This window comes from Actinomycetes bacterium (genome assembly GCA_036000965.1).
Lineage (GTDB): Bacteria > Actinomycetota > CALGFH01 > CALGFH01 > CALGFH01 > DASYUT01.
In genome coordinates this window covers 1-17251 of record DASYUT010000264.1, presented here as the reverse complement: position 1 = coordinate 17251, position 17251 = coordinate 1, and the positions used below count along the sequence as shown (strand labels likewise).

The following is a 17251-nucleotide window of genomic DNA, read 5'->3' as shown; positions in this document are numbered from 1 at the left end:
CCGGTCGCCCGCCCGGGACAGGCGCGTGCTGTGGGAAGCTCCCGGGCAACGGCAGGCGAGCGACCGAGGGGGTAGCGGTGGAGACGTGGGATGCGATCAGGTCCCGGCGCAACGTCCGGACCTACGCCGACCGACCGATCGGGCGGGAGGAGCTGGACCGGGTCCTCGAGGCGGCGCGGCGCTCGCCGTCCTCCTCCAACCAGCAGCGGTGGGACTTCGTCGTCTGTACCGACCGGGCCCAGCTGCAGGACCTCTCGCGTGTGTGGCGTTACGCCGGGCACGTCGCCGTCTCGGCGGCGACCATCGCCCTGGTGGCCCCGGAGTCGGATGACCCGGGCACGCGCGAGTCGATCCAGTACGACCTCGGCCAAGCCACGATGAGCATCATGCTGGCAGCAGCCGACCTCGGCATCGGCAGCGGCCACGCCGCGGTGACCGATCAGCCGCTGGCCCGGCGTGTCCTCGGCCTGCCCGAGGACCGCTTCTGCGCCTGGCTGGTCGCGCTCGGCTATCCGGCTGACCGCCCGCTCACACCGATCCAGCGGCCCAACCGGCGCCCCTTCGAGGACGTCGTCCACCGCGGCCACTGGTAGCGGTGCGCCTCATGCCACGGCAGCGGTGCCACTACCCACGCCAGCGTGCCACTACCTGTCGACTGTCGACCGGGAGCTGGCCACCCCGCGCCTGGCGAGCCAGGCGCGGGGTGGCCAGAGGAGAGGTGGCTGGCTAGCTGGTGGCCGGTCCGCCTTGCCCCTGGCCCTGGCTTGTGCTCGGGGGGGCGCCCTGCCCTTGGCCCTGGCCGGGGCCAAGGGCAGGGACGGTGCTCGGGGGGGCGCCCTGCCCCTGCGGGTGGGTGGCCGAGCCGGCCGAGCCGCCCGGTGCCGTGCCTTGGCAGTAGGTGGCGATCTTGTCGGCGCCGCCGGCCGCGGCGGCCAGGGCCCGGAGCGCCGGCGAGTCCTCCCGCTTGCCGTTGCTGCCGCCCTGCCCGGCCAGGTAGGCCCGGCACAGTCCGTCCTTGGCTGCCCCGCTGGCGTCCGGTCCCGTGGCCCCTGCCCGGCCCTGCCCGCCGGCATCGGTGCTGGCCAGTGCGATGCTCTGGCAGTAGGTGGCGATCTTGTCGGCGCCGCCGGCCGCGGCGGCCAGGGCCCGGAGCGCCGGCGAGTCCTCCCGCTTGCCGTTGCTGCCGCCCTGCCCGGCCAGGTAGGCCCGGCACAGACCGCCCAGGGCGGCCTCGCCGGCACGCGTGTCGTCCACCGCGGCGGGGCGCTGGGCGCGGCCGTCCGCGGCGCCGCGCGAGGTGGTGGACGCCTGGTCGGCCGCCCGCTGGGCCGGGAGGAGGCCGGTGGCGGCGGCGACGCCGCCGATCGACAACACGGCCACGAGCGCGGCGGCGGCCGCTTTGAGGCTGAGCAGCTTGCTGGGCATTGGTGCCCTCCGGGGGACGTGGGTAGGGGGAGTCGAGCGCATTACAGCCGCGAACTCGGCGGTAGCTGCTGCTGCACCGGCCAGCTCGTCCGAAGTCGCAGGGGCGGTGGCCGCGGCTAGCAGCCTGGCCACCCCGGCGTACCCGGGTGGGGCGTCGGCAGGGTCCAGCCGTCCGGCCAGGAGCCGGTCGGCGGTGTCCTGGTCCAGGACAGGGGGGGCGCACCCAAGCAAGCGAAGCAGTCGGCACATGTCGGCTGGAACAGCGTCCTCGCCGCTCATGGCGTTACGCTCCGGTGCGCCAAGACGATCGGTTCCAGCCGCTGGGCGAGCCGGCGCAGCCCGCGGTGAGCCAGCACGCGGACGGTGCCTGGGCGCTTGCCGACGATCCTGGCCACCTCCGCCACGTCCAGGCCGGCGATCACCCGCAGCGCCACCACCTCGGCCTGGTCATCGGGGAGCCCGGCGATCAGCATGAGCGCGTCGCGGGTCGACAACGCCTCCAGGGCTGTGGCGGCGGGGTCGTCGGGCGCTGCCCGTTCGTCGAGCAGCTCGACTGGCACCGACACAGGCGGTCTGCGCGCCACCCAACGGTGCCAGTCCACGGCCCGGTGCCGGGCCAGGGTGAACACCCAGGACCGAAAGCCCTGCTCGTCGCCCTCGAAGCGCTCGAGCCCCTGGACCACGCCCAGCCAGGTCTCGGCGGCCAGGTCCTCGGCCGCCGCCGGCGCGGCCACCCGCAGGTAGCGCAGGAGCGCTGGCTGCAGGTCCCGCCACAGGGCGGCGAACGCCTGCTCGTCCCCGCGTTGGGCGGCCGCGAGCACGCTGGGGAACGACGACCCGATCATCGTGCCGTCCGGGGCACGACCCGGCACGTCGACCCCGGGGCGCCGATTCCCGGGGCGCCGGGGACGCCCGCGACCGGTGCCGCCGCACCAGTGATGGCCGGCGACGCGCTGGCCGCCCTGCAGGCGCGCATGAGCTCCCCTTGTAGGACGGTCCAGTCTCCAAGGCGGGCACCACCCGGGACGGGCGCCAGGCTCGGCGTCCCCGTTCTCGGGTGGCGGCGCCTTGCGATGGCCCGGTGCCGTGCTGAGGGGGTGCCAGAGCGGCACCGGGCCGAGACGGGCCAAGCTGTCGCCAAGCACCGTCCTGCCTCCAGGAGCGTCGAGCGACCCCAGACCGTTACCGCCCACCGACCGCAGGCCGTGGCAGCCGTCGAGCGGCTGACGGGTCCAGCAGCGGCGTGTAACGCTCCCGGCGGCGGCGACGGTTGTTATGCCCGAGACGGTTGTGCCCGAGACGTCGACCGTCGCAGACCACCGTGGGCGCGCCCCCGACGAGCGTCCAGCGGAGGCGCCCACCTGGTGGGGCAGGGCTGCGTGAGTGCCCTGTGGGGAGGGTGGCCCCGCCCTGCCCCACCATCCAGCTCGCTCGAGCCCGCGCAGCCGAGCAGGCTCGTGCGGTGGCGCGCCAAGACCACAGGGGAGGCGATGATGGACGGGGAGACGCTCCTCCTGAGGGATCAACCGACCGTCGTGGCAGGTTGGCGTTGTGGGTCGGGCGGCCACGGCGCCTCCGACCATTGGACCTGGAACGGACCGCATGCTTTGGGCTCGCCGGCCGACGAACTTGGTCGTTCCAGCGCCAGCCTACCCAGGTGGATCAGCCTGCGGCGCGTTGCTTGGCCACCTGGGCCCGTACCGCCGGAACGACCTCCTCGGCGAACCGCGACAGCTGGCCGGGCCCCTCGGCCCAAAGGACGAACGTGTCGAAGCCGTGCTCGACCACCAGCGCGGTCAGCTCATCCACCCACTGCGTCACCGGGCCCCGCAGGACGCCCTCTGAGGCACCATCGGTGATGGCACCGCCGACGTTGAGCACCCGGCGAAGCTCCCCCGGGTCGCGTCCTGCTTCTGCCGCGCCCTCATCCAGCCGGGCAGCCATCTCGAGGAGAGGGTTCAGCTCGCCCCGGAAGGATGGCACCCAGCCGTCGGCGACCCGCCCGGCCAGCTTCAGCGCCCTGGGCCCGTACACCCCCAGCCAGATACCGATGGGGTGCGCCGGCACCGGTCCGGACTGCGCACCGGCCAGCCGGTAGTGCGCTCCCTCGAAGCGGAGGTTCCGCTCGCCGCTCCACACCTTGCGGATCACCTCGATGGCCTCGGCCAGGGCAGCATAGGCCTCGCCGGGGCTGCGCCGCGGGCCGCCGAAGGCCTCGATCGCGTCCCAGAAGCCGCCCGCGCCGAGCCCGAGCTCGAACCGGCCGCCGCTGAGCACGTCCAGGCTCGCGGCCGCCTTGGCCAGCACCGCGGGCGGCCGGAGCGGCAGGTTGGCCACGTCGGGAAACAGGCCGACCCGCGCGGTCGTCGCGGCGATCATGGCGAGCAGCGTCCAGGTGTCGACGAACCGGCGCTGGTAGGGATGGTCCTGGATGCCGATGTAGTCCAACCCCAGCCGCTCGACCTCCTGTGCGGTGGGCAGCAGCGCATCGGTGGCGTTGGGGATCAGGAAGTAGCCGAACCTCACCTCGCGGCCGTGGTCGGTCATGGCTTTGGCCAGGACGACATGGTTGGCGCGGGAGGAGTTGCCGCGCTGCCCAGGTCTCTTGTCCAGCGCGCCAACCCGCCATCCTCGCCGCCCTCGACGGCCCGGCCGGCCACCGGGCGGCCAGCCAGCAGGACCAGCCAGAGCGACGCTGGATCGGTGAGGACCCCGATGTCTGCGAGCGGATCGCCGTCGACGACCACCAGGTCGGCCACCCTGCCCGCCGCGACCACACCGGCATCGTCCTGCAGGCCCAGTGCCTGAGCGGCACCGCTGGTGGCCGCGGCGATGGCCTCCACCGGCGACAGCCCGCCCTCGACCATGCGGACCAGCTCCACAGCGTCGTCGCCGGGCGGCCCACTGTCATGGCCCATCGCGAGCACCACCCCGGCACGCCTGGCCGCCGCCAGTGTGCGGTAGGCCTCCTCGCGCTGGCGCTTGGCCTGCGCGACCAGCACCGGGGAGAACTCGTCGGCGAACCGCTCGGCAAGGTCATGGAAGGTCGACAGCGTGGGGACCAGCACGATGCCCCGCTCGGCCATGCGTTCCAGCAGCTCGGGCGCGCGGTGCAGCGACAGGCCGTGCTCGATGGTGTCCACGCCCTCCTCCACGGCAAGCCGCGCCCCACCCAGGCCCTCGGCATGGGCCGCCACCCGCCGCCCCATGCGATGAGCCTCCTCGACGACCGCCCGTAGCTCCGGCCGGGTGAGCTGCGCCGGCTCGGGGTCCTCGCCCAGCACCGAACGGGCACCGGTCGCCATCACCTTGACGAAGTCGGCGCCGCGGCGCAGCTGCTCCCGGACGGCCTTGCGCAGCTCGTCTGGACCGTCGGCCTCCCGGTACATGGTTGCGAAGACCCGACCGCCAGGAGCGGTGGCAGACAGGATCCGCCCGCAGCTCAGCACCCGGGGCCCGTCGAGGAGCCCGAGCCGGATCGCCTCCCGCAGCACCAGCGCCTCGTCGTCGTAGCTGCCGACGTCCCGCACGGTGGTGATGCCCGCCCGCAGGAACGCCTGGGCGCTGTTGGCGAGCACGAAGTAGCCGAGTGCGCGCGGCCTGGGCGGCTCACCCTTGCGCGGCGGCGGCGGCCCGAAGCCCGGGCTACGAGCGACGTCGCTGGACAGGTGCACGTGCGCGTCGATCAGCCCGGGCAGCAGCGTACGGCCGCCGAGGTCGACCGCGCCGTCCGGCGGTCGCTCGCCGGTGGCGTCGGCGACCTCGGTGATCCTGCCGCCCGCGATCGTGACGCTGGCCCGCTCGCGCACCTTGCGGCCGCGCCCATCGATGAGCCGTGCACCCCACAGGGTCAGAGCGGGCCGCCCCATCCTGTTGCCGTCACCCCCTGTGGCAGCGTGGCGGCGCTGAACTTCTCGAAGAAGACCTTGGAGGTTCCCACCAGGTCCTCGGTGCCGGGTTTCACCGCGATCCAGGACTCGGAGCGGTTGGCGTCGTAGTCACCGAGCCGGCAGGTACCCGGATCCGGGGCCGTCTGCCCCGCCGGGACCGGGTAGCCACCCGCCTTGAACGGCGAGCTTGCGACCTGATTGGCGAACGGGACGCTGGAGCTCCACAGTCCCGCCGACGCCGAGGTGGGGAAAGGACCGCCGCAAGCACAACCAGTGCCACAGCCATCTTCTTCATCGCTGCCTCCCTCGTACGCATCTCCATGCCTGCTGTAGCACAGCCGCTCGCTGCTGCCCAGGAGCCAACACAGGCCAACCGCGACCGCGCTGGCTGATGGCGTCGCGGCCCGCTGGCATGGGCGCGGGCGTCCAGCCGTACCCTCACCTGGTTGGCAGGTCGCTGGAGTGACGGTCTCGTGCGCGGCGGCGGGCTCGGACGGCCTCCCAAACGATCGGGAGGAGCGAGGCGACCACGACCATTGCGATCACGGGAAGGAGATAGCGGTCGATGGAGGGGATGGTGCGCCCGAGGGTATAGCCGGCGGTTGGCACACCGACCCCCCACAGCAGCGCTCCAAGCAGGTTGAAGGCGACGAAGCGCCGATAGGGCATCTTGGCCGCACCGGCCACGATGGGCGCGAAGGTACGCACATAGGGGATGAAGCGGGCGAGCACGATCGTGCTCGCCCCCCGCCGGGCGTAGAAGTCCCTTGCCCGCTCGAGATGCTCGCGGCGAAACACGCGCGAGTCCGGGCGCCGGTACACGGAGGACCCGGCGCGCGCCCCGAATGCGTAGCCGACGCTGTCGCCCGCGGCGGCGGCCAGGAACGCGATGGGCAGCAGCAGGAGGAAGCTGAGCTTGCCGGCGGCGGCGAGGATCCCGGCGGTGAACAGCAGGCTGTCACCTGGCAGGAAGAACCCGACCAGCAGGCCGGACTCGGCGAACACGATCGCCGCGACGCCGGCGAGGCCAAAGGTGTTGAGCAGGTGCTTGGGATCAAGCCAGGTGCTCAGATGCACGCTCCGCACTCCCTTCCAGTCCGGCGATCGCGGTCCAGTCCGACGATCGCGGTCAGTCGCGGTCGACTACCCGCCGCGCGCCCCCTCCGACGACATCGGTCGCGGTCGACTACCCGCGCCTCCTCGCCGAGAACCTCCCGGCGTCACCGGCCTCCCGCATGCGCCGCTCGGAACCCTGGGTTGTGAGGGGCTGCGGCGAGCATGGCTCGTGCTGACCCGCGCAACAGCGCCGGTTGTCGGTGCGGCCTATCCTACAGAGCGACGGGCCAGAGCGACGGGCTGCTCATGGGCTCCCGAAGCACGCACAGCTGTTGGCGGCACTGCCGCCGTGCCACGAGGCCCCAGGGCGTCGGGGACCCTGCCGTCGGGGACCCTGCCGTCGAGGAGTCGGACGTCGAGGAGTCGGACGTCGAGGAGTCGGACAAGGGAAGGAAGGATGCGGACTCCTGATTCGTGGGTGGTCGTCGGCCTCGACAACGGCGGCACCACCAACAACGCCACGGTGCTCGACGCCTCGGGGGCGTTCCTGGTGGATCGGCTGGTCGAGACCCCGAGCTCCGTGCAGGAAGGCCCGGACGTCGCGGTCGAGGCGCTCGTCCAGGCGCTGGTGCACGTCCTTGAGCTGACCGGCACGGCCAAGTCGGCGGTGCGTGCCGTGGGCCTGGACACTCCCGGCCCGGCGAGCGCGGACGGCGTCATCTCGTCGAAGGGGTCGACGAACTTCGCCCAGCCGGCCTGGCGCGGGTTCGACGTCCGCGGCGCGCTCGAGACCCGCCTGGGCCTGCCCGTGGTCTACAACAACGACGCCAACGCCGCGGCGCTGTACGCCCACCACGTGCGCTTCGGCGCCGAGGCGGGACGGCACTCCTCGGTCTCGGCGATCGTGGGCACCGGGCTGGGCGGCGGCGTGGTCGAGGCCGGGAAGGTCGTGCGGGGCGCCGCCGGGATGGCCGGGGAGCTGGGTCATGTCCCGATCCCGATGCAGGGGCTGCTGGGCGAGGGGCAGCCGCTGCCCGAGTGCAACTGCGGCTTCGTCGGCGACGCCGAGAGCGTCGCGTCCCTGACCGGGATCGAGAAGAACCTGCTGCCCTACTGGTTGACCCGGTTCGAGGGCCACGACCTCGCCAGGGTGGAGCCCGTCGGCAAGGCCGCCAAGCTGGTCCGCGCCTACGGCGAGAAGGAAGACCCGCTGGCTCTGAAGATCTTCGAGCAGCAGGCGATGGCGCTCGGACGGCTGTTCACGATCGCCGCCAACGTTACCGACCCGAGCACCTACTTCGTTGGCGGGGGCGTGGTCGAGACCGCGCCGCGGTTCCGTGACTGGTTCCTGGCCAAGGTGCGCGCGCACACCGCCCTGCGCGAGGAGCAGGCCCGGGTGGCGAGCTTCGCGCTGGTCCCCGACCTGGACATGGCGGGCGCGCGCGGGGCTGCGATCGCCGCGCGCGAAACGCTTCAGCGGTGACCACGGTGCCGATGTAGCCGGTGCGCCGGTGACCGGAGCCGGTGCGCCGGTGACCGGAGCCGGTGCCGCCGGTGACCGGAGCCGGTGCCGCCGGTGACGAGCAGCTTCATGCAAGCCTGCTCGCCCCGTCGGCTGGGTGGACGCGAAAGACTCCCGGCGGGCGGAACCCCCGGTCGGCGAACGCCGCGGTCACCGCGGCGGTGACCTCCTCGGCCGCGTCGGCAGGGGCGAGCGCGAGGGCGCAGCCGCCGAACCCGGCGCCAGTCATCCGGGCGCCCAGTGCGCCCGCCGCCAGGGCCGCGTCGACCGCGGTGTCGAGCTCGGCGGCGCTGACCTGGTAGTCGTCGCGCAGCGAGGCGTGCGAGGCGTTCAACGCTGGGCCGGCCAGCTCGGGCCGGCCCCGGCGCAGCAGCTCGGCCACGGCGAGCACGCGGGCGTTCTCCTGCACCACGTGCCGGGCTCGGCGGTAGCGCACGTCGCCGAGCCGCTCGCTGGCCGCCTCGAGGCTCGCCTCGGTGGCGTCGCGCAGCGCCGCCACACCAAGGATCTGGGCCGCCTGCTCGCAGGCGCGGCGGCGCTCGGCATAGGCCCCGCCGACGAGCGCGTGCGCCACCCTGGTGTCGACCACGAGCAGGACCAGGCCCGCGCTGTGCAGGGTGAGCGGCACCTGTTCGGCGGCGAGCGAGCGGCAGTCGAGCAGCAGCACGTGGTTGGCCGTGCAGGCCATCGACGCCATCTGGTCCATGATCCCGCAGGGGACCCCGACGACCTCGTTCTCCGCCCGCTGCGCGACGAGCGCGAGCCGGACCCGATCCTCCGGGCCGCTGTACAGGTCGCGCGCCGCCAGCAGGGTCGCGCACTCGACCGCGGCGCTGGACGACAGCCCGGAGCCGACCGGGACGTCGCTGGTGAGGAGCAGGTCGAGCCCACCGACCTCGGCGCCTTCCAGCGCAAGCGACCACACCGCGCCGGCGACGTAGGCGGCCCAGCCGTCCACCGTGCCGGGCCGCACCTCCGCGAGCCGGAGCTCCTGCTCCCCGCGCTCGAGGGAGACGAGACGGAGCACGCCGCCGGGACGCAGGGCGGCGGCGAGGGTGACGCGCCGGTCGATGGCGAGCGGCAGGACGAACCCGTCGTTGTAGTCGGTGTGCTCGCCGATGAGGTTGACTCGGGCCGGCGCGGCCCAGATTCCATCTGGTGGCCGGCCGAAGCGCTCGGCGAAGGCCGACCGGACGGTTCGGGCCGCAGCGGCGAGCTCAGCCGGCATCGCGCAGCAGCTTTGCGGCCTGCTCGGGGGCGATGTCGTTGATGAACACGCCCATGGCCGACTCGCTGGCGGCCAGGTACTTGAGCTTGCCCGGCGCCCGGCGGATCGAGAAGACCTGCAGGAACAAGTGGCCCAGGTCGTGACCGACGCGCACGGGTGCCTGCTGCCAGCCGGCGATGTAGGGCATCTTCGTGCCGAAGATCCCGTCGAAGCGGTGCAGCACGTCCAGGTACAGCTCGGGGAACTGCTCCCGCTCGGTCTCGTCGAGGGCGGTCAGGTCGGGCACGTGCCGCCGCGGGTAGATGTGCACCTCGAACGGCCAGCGCGCGGCGTGCGGCACGAACGCGACCCAATGGGACGTTCGCGCCACCACCCGCACCGCGGCCGCCTCCTCGGCCACGATCGCCACGCAGAACAGGCACGTCCCTCTGGTGGCGCGGTGCCGCTCGGCGGTGCCGACCATCCGCATCGCCCGCGGTGCCACGAACGGGTAGGCGTAGATCTGCCCATGCGGGTGGGAGAGGGTGACCCCGATCTCCTCCCCACGGTTCTCGAACACGAAGACCTGCTCCACGCCGGGCAGCACGGACAGCTCGCGGGTTCGGTCGGTCCACGCCTCAAGGACAGTGGCCACGCGCTCCGGCGGCAGCTGCGCGAACGAGGTGTCGTGGTCGGCGGTGAAGCACACCACCTCGCAACGGCCGATGCCGGGCCGCCGAAGGAACACCCCGTCACCCGTCTGCCCCGCAGGGGGGTCCACAACCCCCGACTCGATGCCATACGACAGCGACGGGAAGCGGTTCTCGAAGACGACCACGTCGTAGTCGTCGGCGGGGATCTCGGTCGGCCGACCCGGCGTGGACGGGCACAGTGGACACTCGGTCGTCGGGGGCAGGTGGGTGCGGGTCTGGCGGTGACCGGCGATCACCACCCACTGGTCGACCAGGACGTCGTAGCGGATCTCCGACGCCGTCCGAGTCGCGGCAAGGTTGCGCCGGTCCGGCTGGGAGCGGTCGATGCCCGGCTTGTCGTCGAAGTAGAGCAGCTCGCGCCCGTCCGCCAGCCGGATCGCCGTCTTGGTCACGTTCGCTGCCATCTCGACCACCTCCTGGCCCGGTTCGCGTAGGCTGCCGCGTCCATGCGCTCCCGACGGGAGCGGTGCACCTCAGCCGCTGTCGGGGGTGAAGGGTTCCGGCGGCGGCACGTTGGCGAGCAGCCGACGGTCGGCAGCATCATCGCAACGCGAACCCGACCTTGCCAACGACCTGCCCGCGCGCAATGGCCTTGAGCTGGCCGGGGCGACGGTCGCAAACGCTCACCCTCTACGCCCCGCGCTTCCGCCGCGAGGACCGCTGACGGCCGTCCGTCCGTCCGTCCGTCCGTCCCTCCCTCCCGTGACGGCCGTCCCGTCCGTCCCTCCCTCCCGTGACGGCCGTCCCGCCCGTGACGGCCGTCCGTCCCTCCGCTCGATGGGCATCGCCGGGCCGCGGCGCGGCTGACGGCTTCGAGGGATAGCCTTGGGCGGTGAACGCCATGTCGCCGTCCTGAGGCAGGACACCACCTGCCCTGCCACAGGGTGCACCGTGGGGAGCGAGGTTCGCCCTGCGGGACAGGCGGTCGCACTGCGCGATGCCTGCTCTGGCTTGCGACACCGACGTGACGGCCCCCACCGATACGAAGCGAGGCAGCTTCTGAGCATCAGCGTCGTTCGCACCGCCGAAGGCTGGTACGTCCAGCGCGGAAGCGAAGCGTTTCCGGTTGACACCGAGCTCCCCAGCACCGCCGTGCTCCTCGCCAAGGGCTTGGAGACCGTGCGCGCGGCGGCCTCGGCCACTGAGGGAGGTGTGCCGGCCGGCGGGCTGTCGTTGCTCTCGCCGGTCACGGCGCCGTGCAGGGTGGTGGCGCAGGCGGTGAACTACCGCAGCCACACCCGCGAGTCTGGCTTCGGCGACGACGTCCCGGCGGTGTTCTTCCGCAAGAGCTCGGCGTCGGTCAGCGGACCCACCGACGACGTCGTCCGGCCCGGGCACGTGCGGCTCCTCGACTACGAGGTCGAGCTCGGCCTGGTCATCGGGCGGGCGCTTGGGATCGGGACCACCGTGACGGACGCCGATCTGCCCCGCTACGTCGCCGGGCTGGTCATGTGCAACGACGTCAGCGCCCGCGACGTGCAGCTGGAGAAGGGCCAGTTCTACGAGAGCAAGTCCTATCCGACCTTCACCCCCCACCGGTCCCCGCCTGGTCCTGCTCGAACCGGAGGACTTCCCCCGGCTGCCGGGACTGCGGCTGCGGCTGTGGGTCAACGGCGAGCTCCGGCAGGACGGGACGGTGGCCGACATGATCACCCGGCCGGCGGCGGCGCTGACCCTGCTGGCGCGGTTCCAGCCGCTGGACCCCGGCGACCTGGTCCTGACCGGCACGCCCGGGGGTACCGCCCTGCACGCGCCCCCGGTGGTGGTGGAGAAGCTGGGGGACCTGCTGCCGACGCCGCTCAAGTGGCGGGTGTTCTTCTCCCGCCAGGAACGCGATCCCGCCTACCTCAAGGCGGGCGACGTGATCACCGCGTCGGTCGCGACCGAGGACGGGGCGCTGGACCTCGGAACGCAGCGCACCGTCGTCCGGGACGGTGCGTGAGGACCGAACCCCGCGGCTCGTGGTCTCGTTGACCTCGAAGCGGTGCCGGTCGACAATGCGAGCATGCGCCGCCCAGCCGTCGACGTAGCCGGCGCGTTCCGTCACCATGGTGCGTGCTGACCCGCCGGTGGGCGGGCTGGGCGGCGGGGACGCCAAGAGCCGGTTCCTCACCGCCAGCGACGGGGTTGACCTGCACTGTCTGCGCTGGTCCAGCGGGCGGGCGCCACCGTGGGCAGTCGTCGTGTTCCTGCACGGCATCGCCAGCCACGGTGGCTGGTTCGGTGAGACGGCCGCCGACCTCAGCCAGCAGGGCGTGGCGGTGTATGCACCCGACCGTCGCGGGTCGGGCCGCAGCGGCGGCCCGCGGGGGCATCTGGCTCGCTACGGGCGCGCGCTCGACGACGTCGCGGAGGTGGTGGGGCTGGTCGCCTCCGAGCACCAGGGGACGCCCCTGTTCCTGGCCGCCTCGAGCTGGGCAGCCAAGCTCGGCGTCGTCTACGCCTGGCTGCGACCGGCGCGGCTGTCGGGCCTGATGCTGCTCGGCCCCGGCCTGCTGGCCCGGGTCAACCTCTCGCCGGCACGGCGGGTCCGGGTCGTCGTGGGGCACCTGGTCACCCCGACGGCTCGCCTCCCCATCCCGCTGACACCGGAGCTGTACACGACAAACCCGCGCTACCTCGAGTTCATCCGAGCCGATCGGCTCCGTCTCCTGGAGGCGACGGCCCAGTTCTTCTGGGAGACCGCACGGCTGGACCGCCGCCGCCGGCGCGCCTCCGCGGGCCTGGACCTTCCTCTGCTGGTCCTCCAGGGCGAGGACGACGCCATGGTGGACGTGGCGGGGACGCGCCGCTGGTTCGAGCGGCTCGGGGTCGCGGACAAGACCTACCTGGCGTATCCCGGCGCCGGCCACACCTTGGACTTCGAACCGGATCGCGCTCAGTATCTGGCCGACATGCTGGCGTGGCTGTCGGCCCGGGTCTCCCCCCGCTCGCCCCGCCCGGCGGTTGGACCATGACGTCTCCATCCCAGGGAGGTCCTCGATGGCGACGGTGACCGAGCTGCAGCTGTTCGCGGTCGACCTTCCCTTCAAGGCCGCCTTCCGGCACGCCGCTGCCGCGCGGACCACCTCCGAGAGCCTGTTCCTCCGGGCACGCCTGGACGGCGGCGTCGAGGGCTGGGGAGAGTCGCTGCCCCGCGCCTACGTCTCGGGGGAGCGCCGCGAGACGGCGTTCGCGCTGCTTCGTGACGTGATCTTGCCGGCGCTGCTAGGGCGGGCGTTCGGCTCGCTGGCTGAGGTCATCTCGTTCCTGGAGAAGTGCGACGGCAAGGCCCCGCCGGAGTGGGTCCGCCCGGACGTCCCCCAGTCGTCGGCGTGGTGTGGCGTCGACCTGGCGCTGCTCGACGCGTTCGGCAGGGCGTCCAGCGAACCGGCCTGGCTTGGCGGCGCAGGGGACCAGAGGCCAGCAGCGGCGGCGTTGGCGCGGTACCGCTACAGCGGGGTCGTGTCCGCCGGCCGAGGGTGGCCCTACGCGGTGTCGCTGCTCAAGATGCGCGCCTTCGGCTTCCCGCAGGTCAAGCTCAAGCTCGAGCGCGACGGCGCCCTCCAAGCGGCGAGGGTGGCGCGGCGGCTGCTTGGCCGTCGGGTCGACCTGCGGGTCGACGCCAACATGGCATGGGGCGTCGAGCAGGCACTGGAGGTCATCGGCGAGCTGCGCACCGTGGGGATTCAGTCGTTCGAGCAGCCGATCCCCGCCGACGACCTCGCCGGCCTGGCGCGGCTGGTGGCCGAGTCGTCGGCGGGGATCGTGGCCGACGAGGGCCTGACCGACCGCGACTCGTTGCAGACGCTCATCCGCCGCCGGGCCTGCACCGGGGCGAACGTGCGGATCTCCAAGTGCGGGGGCCTGGTCGGGGCGCACGCACGGTGCCGGGAAGCGCTGGACGCCGGCTTGGTGCTGCAGGTCGGCTGCCAGGTCGGGGAGTCCTCGCTGCTGTCGGCGGCGCACGTGACGCTGCTGTCAGCCCTGGCGCCGCTGACGCCGGGGGTGCGGTACGCCGAAGGCTGCTTCGGGCGGCACCTGCTGCGGGAGGACCCCGTCTCGCCATCGGTCCAGTTCCGCTACGGAGGTCGCCCTCCGCGACACCCGCCGGGAGCCGGACTGGGTGTCCAGGTCGATCAGGCGATACTCCAGCGATGGGCGGTCGATGAGGCCCGTATCTCGTAGGGACGGCGAAAGGAGCGACCGATGTCGCGAGTAGGACGTCTGCTGCTCTGGGCGACGGCGCCCCGTACGGTGAAGCGGTTCACCACCGTCTGCCGCACCCCCTCCGAGTCGCAGCACCGCCTGCTCCGCGAGATTCTGCGGACGAACGCCGACACCGAGTTCGGCCGCCGTCACGGCTTTGGTGGCATCACGACGTTCGAAGAGTTCCAGGAGCGGGTTCCCATCTCGAGCTACGAGGATCTCGAGCCCTATATCAACGCGGCGATGCTCGGGCAGCCTAACCAGCTGACCAGGCACCCGCCCGTCCTGTTCACGACCACCAGCGGAACGACGGGAGCTCGCAAGTACATCCCGATGACCCGCGAAGGTAAGAGCAGCAAGTCGCGCCTCACGTGGCTGTGGCTGTCCGCCCTCTACCGTGACCACCCCGGAATCGTCGCCGGCAGACTCCTCAGCGTCGTGAGTCCCGAGATCGAGTCGTACGCTCCCAACGGCACGCCCTGCGGTGCCGAGTCCGGCCACGCCTACCGCACCATGCCCAAACCCGTCCAATCGATCTACACGGCGCCCTATCCGGTGTTCGCCATCGATGACTACGAGGCCAAGTACTACACGCTGCTGCGGCTGGCCGCCGGGCAGGACATCAGCTGCATCGCCACGGTCAACCCCAGCACGGTCGTGCTGCTGGCCGACCGGCTCGCTCGACACACCGAGCCGATCATCCGCGACGTCCGCGACGGTTCCCTCTCCCCGGACTTCGCCGTCCCTCAAGGCCTTCGGGCGTCGCTGCATCTGCGACCCGATCCCGAGCGCGCGCGGCGTCTGGAGCGGGCGGCCGCGAGCGGCGACGGCGTCCTCCGGCCGGGCCTGGCGTGGCCGAAGCTCGCAGCCATCGGGTGCTGGAAGGGCGGCACGGTCGGCGCCTACCTCGCAAACTTCGATACCTACTTCCCGCAACGACCGCCGGTCAGGGACCTCGGCTACTACGCCACCGAGCTGCGTGGATCGGTCCCCTTGAGCGACCAGGGCGACGCCGGGGTGGCCGCAGTCGCCACCAACGTGCTGGAGTTCCACCCCGCCGACGACGACCGCGCGCCGCAGGGCCGTGAGCTCCTGCCAGTCGAGCGGCTGGAGGTCGGGCAACGCTATTTCGTCTTCGTCACCAATGCCTCGGGGCTGTACCGCTACGACATGAACGACATCGTCGAGGTCGTCGGGCTCTACAAGCAGACACCGCTCATCCGGTTTCTTCAGAAGGGCAAAGGGGTCGTCTCGTTCACCGGGGAGAAGCTCTACGAGACCCAGGTCATCGCCGCGGTCGACGAGGCGCTGGCGGCGCTCCGAGGCCGCTACCACTTCATCGCAGCCGTCGCCGAGTTGGTGGACGGAACAGTCCCTCGGCTGGTGTTCCTGACCGAGTTCGACGACCCGATCACCGACCAGGACGGTTCGGTGCTCGTCGACCGGGTAGATGCGGCGTTGGGGGACCAGAACAGCGAATATGAAACGAAGAGGAAGTCGTTGCGCTACGGCGCCCCGGTCATCCGGGTGGTGCGCTCCGGCGAGTACGACAGGTACCGCCGCCGCATGGTCGAGACAGGCCAGCGCGCCGACGGCCAGTTCAAGGTCCTGCGCCTCACCAGCGACACGTCGTTTGCTGCGGAGTTCCAAGCCGAGCGGGATCTGGTTGGCGGCGAGCGAACCTCCGCCTGACACCAGAGGAGACGCACCGGCGGTGGCATGGCCGTGCCTACAGTGTGTGGCCTCACGTCTCCTGTGCGAGCTCCCACAGCGAACGTGCCCCGGCAGCGCGAAGCGCGAGGTCGGGCAGCAGAATATCGGTCACGGTCTCCCCGAGCCCGACCTCCGGCCAGGCGCAGACGAGCGTGAGCAGGCCGTCCACGGGAAGGGGTGCCGTCCAGTAGGAGGCTTCGAAGCGGTAGTGGGTGTCGTTGCCTGAGCTGGACGACTGGTAAGGGTCCAGCCACTGAGGCTCGTCGCCGCGGGTCAGGACCGCCAACCGGAGCTCGCCCCCCTGGTCGAAGCGGGGCAGGTGCGGTCGCTCGATCATGGCCTGCTTGTGGAGGTGGTCTGGTTGTGCGGCTGTCTCGCGTTCCCACTGCCCGGCGGCGTCGTGCTCCTGCTGGGCTGCCGCCTCGTGCTCCTGCTGGGCCCCGGCTTCAGCCGCTCGCTGTGCTGTTGCCTGGTGCTCTCGCCGGGTGGCAGCTTCGGCGTGCACGTCACGGGCAAGGACGACCGCATCAAGGCTGAGTCCGGCAGGGAATGCCGTGATGCGGCGAAGGGCGGCCACCACACCCTTGCTCGAGGCGAGCACCGCCCCGCTGTGTACGACGATGCCGAGCAGCTCCTCGTCGGGTTTCATCGGATACCCTCCCAAGTCGCCTGCCGCCTGCGGAAACGCCACAGTAAACCGAGACTGCGTGAGGGCGGCAAGCTTTAGCCGGTCACGATGCTGTGCTCGGCGTTGACGTGGCACGCCGCGCTGGGTGACCTCGCCGTGGATCCGTCGTGCCCGTGGCCTCGGCGTCCCCGTCGGGGGTGCCCAGGCCGGCCGGTCGGCCTCGCTGGTGGAGATGAGCAGCATGCAGCGCACCGCGCTCCCTTTCGCCTGCGCTCCTCGCTGTCCTCAAGCAGGACGACGATCAGGCGACGCGAGGCGACAGCCACCGGGGCCGGCTGGCAGGCTTGGGGTAGCATACGCCCGCAACCTCCCGGGACAGGCGATGCCAGGCGCCGACCTGGCCGGGGGGGGGCCAGGCCAGGAGGTCAGCGCGAGATGCTCAGCGCGTACGTGCTCATCCAGACCGAGGTCGGCAAGACAGCCCAGGTCACCCAGGCAATCCGGGCCATCGAGGGGGTGCAGTGGGCCGAGGCCATCACCGGCCCCTACGACAGCATCGCCCGGGCTCAGGCGCCCGGGATGGACGAGCTGGGCAGGCTGGTCGTCTCCCGCATCCAGGCCATTGCCGGTGTCACCCGCACCCTGACCTGCACGGTGCTCCGCCGATAGCGCCGCGACCGCAACCGCCACCCCATCCCATCCGGGTGCCCATCGCCCATCGGCCATCACGGCGACGAGAACCCGAACCCGGGGTGCGCCCCGACCACCGCTGCTGTGCGCTTGAGGTACGGCCAGCGGTGGCCTTGGTGGGCCAACGACCGGCACACGCCGGTGGCCGGCCGGCGCAACCTAGCGCGCGTCCATGGGCCGCACGTTGACCGCACGCATGCCCTTTCGGCGGGGATCTTC

General features: G+C 72.2%; 14 protein-coding genes and 1 pseudogene. 7 read left to right on the top strand and 8 right to left on the bottom strand.

What is annotated here, in order from left to right:
- Nucleotides 1-77 precede the first annotated feature (77 nt).
- Nucleotides 78-593 (top strand): nitroreductase family protein, encoded by a 516-nt coding sequence (locus VG276_22955; protein ID HEV8652169.1) that lies wholly within the window; start codon nucleotides 78-80, stop codon nucleotides 591-593.
- 133 nt (nucleotides 594-726) lie between these two features.
- Here VG276_22955 and VG276_22950 read toward each other — a convergent pair whose 3' ends face one another.
- The 5 genes from VG276_22950 to VG276_22930 all read right to left on the bottom strand — a co-directional run bounded on the left by VG276_22950 (nucleotide 727) and on the right by VG276_22930 (nucleotide 6392).
- The gene (locus tag VG276_22950) at nucleotides 727-1425 is read right to left on the bottom strand and encodes a hypothetical protein (GenBank protein HEV8652168.1); all 699 of its coding nucleotides are present in this window, start codon (nucleotides 1423-1425) and stop codon (nucleotides 727-729) included.
- Between the two features lie 275 nt (nucleotides 1426-1700).
- Nucleotides 1701-2270: an RNA polymerase sigma factor gene (locus tag VG276_22945; protein HEV8652167.1), complete on the bottom strand. Its 570-nt coding sequence runs from the start codon at nucleotides 2268-2270 to the stop codon at nucleotides 1701-1703.
- Between the two features lie 817 nt (nucleotides 2271-3087).
- Nucleotides 3088-3972, bottom strand: a complete 885-nt coding sequence (locus tag VG276_22940; GenBank protein ID HEV8652166.1) for an LLM class flavin-dependent oxidoreductase — start codon at nucleotides 3970-3972, stop codon at nucleotides 3088-3090.
- Nucleotides 3969-5294, bottom strand: a complete 1326-nt coding sequence (locus VG276_22935) for an amidohydrolase family protein (protein HEV8652165.1) — start codon at nucleotides 5292-5294, stop codon at nucleotides 3969-3971. Before VG276_22935 ends, VG276_22940 begins: the two co-directional genes overlap by 4 nt.
- 459 nt (nucleotides 5295-5753) lie before the next feature.
- Nucleotides 5754-6392: a VTT domain-containing protein gene (locus VG276_22930; protein ID HEV8652164.1), complete on the bottom strand. Its 639-nt coding sequence runs from the start codon at nucleotides 6390-6392 to the stop codon at nucleotides 5754-5756.
- A gap of 436 nt (nucleotides 6393-6828) precedes the next feature.
- On the opposite strand from VG276_22930, the gene VG276_22925 reads away from it, so the two are divergent.
- Nucleotides 6829-7854, top strand: a complete 1026-nt coding sequence (locus VG276_22925) for an ROK family protein (GenBank protein ID HEV8652163.1) — start codon at nucleotides 6829-6831, stop codon at nucleotides 7852-7854.
- A 106-nt stretch (nucleotides 7855-7960) separates the two neighbouring features.
- Here VG276_22925 and galK read toward each other — a convergent pair whose 3' ends face one another.
- Entirely contained in the window at nucleotides 7961-9121 is a 1161-nt protein-coding gene (gene galK / locus VG276_22920; protein ID HEV8652162.1) for a galactokinase, read from the bottom strand.
- Nucleotides 9111-10217 (bottom strand): galactose-1-phosphate uridylyltransferase, encoded by a 1107-nt coding sequence (galT, locus tag VG276_22915; protein ID HEV8652161.1) that lies wholly within the window; start codon nucleotides 10215-10217, stop codon nucleotides 9111-9113. The genes galK and galT overlap by 11 nt, the downstream gene beginning before the upstream one ends.
- Before the next feature lie 595 nt (nucleotides 10218-10812).
- Between galT and VG276_22910 the strand changes: the two are divergent.
- The 4 genes and pseudogenes from VG276_22910 to VG276_22895 all read left to right on the top strand — a co-directional run bounded on the left by VG276_22910 (nucleotide 10813) and on the right by VG276_22895 (nucleotide 15693).
- Nucleotides 10813-11755: pseudogene (locus VG276_22910) on the top strand (fumarylacetoacetate hydrolase family protein).
- A 106-nt stretch (nucleotides 11756-11861) separates the two neighbouring features.
- Nucleotides 11862-12770 (top strand): alpha/beta fold hydrolase, encoded by a 909-nt coding sequence (locus VG276_22905; GenBank protein ID HEV8652160.1) that lies wholly within the window; start codon nucleotides 11862-11864, stop codon nucleotides 12768-12770.
- Nucleotides 12771-12795: 25 nt separating this feature from the next.
- The gene (locus tag VG276_22900; protein HEV8652159.1) at nucleotides 12796-13980 is read left to right on the top strand and encodes an enolase C-terminal domain-like protein; all 1185 of its coding nucleotides are present in this window, start codon (nucleotides 12796-12798) and stop codon (nucleotides 13978-13980) included.
- Between the two features lie 21 nt (nucleotides 13981-14001).
- On the top strand, nucleotides 14002-15693 hold the full coding sequence (locus VG276_22895; GenBank protein ID HEV8652158.1) for a GH3 auxin-responsive promoter family protein: 1692 nt from the start codon (nucleotides 14002-14004) through the stop codon (nucleotides 15691-15693).
- 52 nt (nucleotides 15694-15745) lie between these two features.
- Here VG276_22895 and VG276_22890 read toward each other — a convergent pair whose 3' ends face one another.
- On the bottom strand, nucleotides 15746-16363 hold the full coding sequence (locus tag VG276_22890) for a hypothetical protein (GenBank protein ID HEV8652157.1): 618 nt from the start codon (nucleotides 16361-16363) through the stop codon (nucleotides 15746-15748).
- A gap of 414 nt (nucleotides 16364-16777) precedes the next feature.
- Between VG276_22890 and VG276_22885 the strand changes: the two genes are divergently transcribed.
- Complete coding sequence (locus tag VG276_22885) at nucleotides 16778-17011, top strand: Lrp/AsnC ligand binding domain-containing protein (GenBank protein HEV8652156.1); 234 nt, start codon at nucleotides 16778-16780, stop codon at nucleotides 17009-17011.
- The last annotated feature ends 240 nt before the right edge of the window (nucleotides 17012-17251 follow it).

What these genes read in the sequence shown, in the direction of transcription:
- VG276_22950 (HEV8652168.1), bottom strand. Translation starts at nt 1,425, where the DNA reads ATGCCCAGCAAGCTGCTCAGCCTCAAAGCGGCCGCCGCCGCGCTCGTG.
- VG276_22945 (HEV8652167.1), bottom strand. Translation starts at nt 2,270, where the DNA reads ATGATCGGGTCGTCGTTCCCCAGCGTGCTCGCGGCCGCCCAACGCGGG.
- VG276_22940 (HEV8652166.1), bottom strand. Translation starts at nt 3,972, where the DNA reads ATGACCGACCACGGCCGCGAGGTGAGGTTCGGCTACTTCCTGATCCCC.
- VG276_22935 (HEV8652165.1), bottom strand. Translation starts at nt 5,294, where the DNA reads ATGGGGCGGCCCGCTCTGACCCTGTGGGGTGCACGGCTCATCGATGGG.
- VG276_22925 (HEV8652163.1), top strand. Translation starts at nt 6,829, where the DNA reads ATGCGGACTCCTGATTCGTGGGTGGTCGTCGGCCTCGACAACGGCGGC.
- galK (HEV8652162.1), bottom strand. Translation starts at nt 9,121, where the DNA reads ATGCCGGCTGAGCTCGCCGCTGCGGCCCGAACCGTCCGGTCGGCCTTC.
- galT (HEV8652161.1), bottom strand. Translation starts at nt 10,217, where the DNA reads ATGGCAGCGAACGTGACCAAGACGGCGATCCGGCTGGCGGACGGGCGC.
- VG276_22905 (HEV8652160.1), top strand. Translation starts at nt 11,862, where the DNA reads ATGGTGCGTGCTGACCCGCCGGTGGGCGGGCTGGGCGGCGGGGACGCC.
- VG276_22900 (HEV8652159.1), top strand. Translation starts at nt 12,796, where the DNA reads ATGGCGACGGTGACCGAGCTGCAGCTGTTCGCGGTCGACCTTCCCTTC.
- VG276_22895 (HEV8652158.1), top strand. Translation starts at nt 14,002, where the DNA reads ATGTCGCGAGTAGGACGTCTGCTGCTCTGGGCGACGGCGCCCCGTACG.
- VG276_22890 (HEV8652157.1), bottom strand. Translation starts at nt 16,363, where the DNA reads ATGAAACCCGACGAGGAGCTGCTCGGCATCGTCGTACACAGCGGGGCG.
- VG276_22885 (HEV8652156.1), top strand. Translation starts at nt 16,778, where the DNA reads ATGCTCAGCGCGTACGTGCTCATCCAGACCGAGGTCGGCAAGACAGCC.